This is a genomic window from Bradyrhizobium sp. P5_C11_2 (genome assembly GCF_054049755.1).
This window is the reverse complement of record NZ_JBFULT010000949.1, coordinates 1-1,594: the sequence shown is the minus strand read 5'-3', so window position 1 is coordinate 1,594 and position 1,594 is coordinate 1. Positions and strand designations below refer to the sequence as shown.

The following is a 1,594-nucleotide window of genomic DNA, read 5'->3' as shown; positions in this document are numbered from 1 at the left end:
CATATAGATAGCGTCCGCCATTGTGCTGCAGGCCACCCGGAAATCTCCAGAAGTAGGCGCCAAGAAAGACGGCAACAAATAGCGCAAGCATGCGTCCAACCGCGGCCGGGCGCGCGAAACGGAGACACAGGAAGAGCGGAAAGCTCAAAAAGGCGGCTTGAGAAACCGCTAAAAGCATCAAGAGCGATTTATCCGACCAATCTGCGTAGCGTTCGGCGAAAAAGTACATCTTCGCGCTGACGGTGTTGGGCATCAATGAGCCGGTGTCGATCCAATACCAGAGTAGGAAGGGCACGGAACTTAAGGCCGCGACCGCCGCGGCAGCAATTTTGAAGCCAGTGGCAGCATACTTTTCCCAGAACACGATGAGCATCGACGCGGCCGACAGGAAGCTGAGTTCCGGCCGAACAAACGGCATGATGCCGCACAGAGCCGGAAGCCAGAAGGTGCGCCTTTTGTCTGTAAGCAGTTTGATGTCCCACGCCACCGCGGCCATTGCCAGTCCGGTGTCCATCCCATTCAAGACTTGAAACAACGTGCCCGCGAAGACAAGGCTGCCTAAGGCAATCAGCGCCGCTTCCAGCCGAGGACATCCGATGTTGAGGCACATAAAGAATACGCCGAGCACATAGGCGACGCCACTGAGCGAGCTGAGCACATACAGCGCGGCAGTATCGGGATACACTAGTTGCTCGAAGGCCAGAAGCAGTGCGAGATGCACGCCGCTCGTCGCCCCAACAAGAGCCGGCACTCCCTCATAATTCTCGTCTCGGCCGAGACGCAGAACCTGAGCGTTGTGCAGGTTGATGAAGGCATCGTCTGCCGGAAAAGCCGCGCCTCCGTTCACGGAGTAAACGATCGCAAAGATGGCGATTGTGACGAGCGCGCAGGCTCCAGCATCGATCCACCGGCTCTCCAGTTCGCTCGTCATATGTCAGCCGACCCCGTCAACCTCTGTAGCGTGCTTACAATCTCAGGTAAAATATTTTGTTAATACACCTATTGTTCCTCAGTTGATGAGCCCAGCAGATTTGGGGGCGTCTATGTGGGCCTCGGCCGGTACCACCGACGGCCGTTCGCGTCCGTTTTTGGCCCTTCGCTTGCGTGAATGCGGTGCAGCTACATGTCGGTTGATAAGGGCAGACCGGAAGTTTGTGGCTGGGCACCAAACCGGCGCTTTTGACCCAAGGCAGACGTGCCCTGCTCGCTAGGCCGCATTGCGCTGAATGTATTAGCGGCGATAAAGATACCTGATGATGGTTCGCTCGATACCCACGCCTCTCTGGTTCGCGGCGGCCCTTTTCCCAATGGTTGTGTCGCAAATTGTAAGACTGCAACAATCCGATCCGGCAGCATGGATCGTCTGGGATTACGCAGGCCGCCTCGGGGCCTTGGCAGTTCTGTGCGCCATACCTGCTGCGCGGAAGATAGCCTTCCGATTTGAACCACTTCGAATGGCGCGATGGGAAGTGACCATCTGGATTGTCGGCATTGTCCTCGCGGACCACTATTGGGGCGGTTGGATCCAACGAACCATTAATGGAGGCCTACCTGCGACAGTGCTCGGGGCATATCCTGAAGTGCAGGGCTGGCT

General features: G+C 57.0%; 1 protein-coding gene and 1 pseudogene. One reads left to right on the top strand and one right to left on the bottom strand.

The window, feature by feature from the left end; genetic code table 11:
* Positions 1–931, bottom strand: a 931-nt coding sequence (locus ACXJL8_RS40610; protein WP_456686983.1) for a hypothetical protein, incomplete at its 3' end; no start/stop codon positions are given.
* 322 nt (positions 932–1,253) lie between these two features.
* On the opposite strand from ACXJL8_RS40610, the pseudogene ACXJL8_RS40605 reads away from it, so the two are divergent.
* Positions 1,254–1,594, top strand: a pseudogene (locus ACXJL8_RS40605) (CPBP family intramembrane glutamic endopeptidase); the annotation flags it as partial.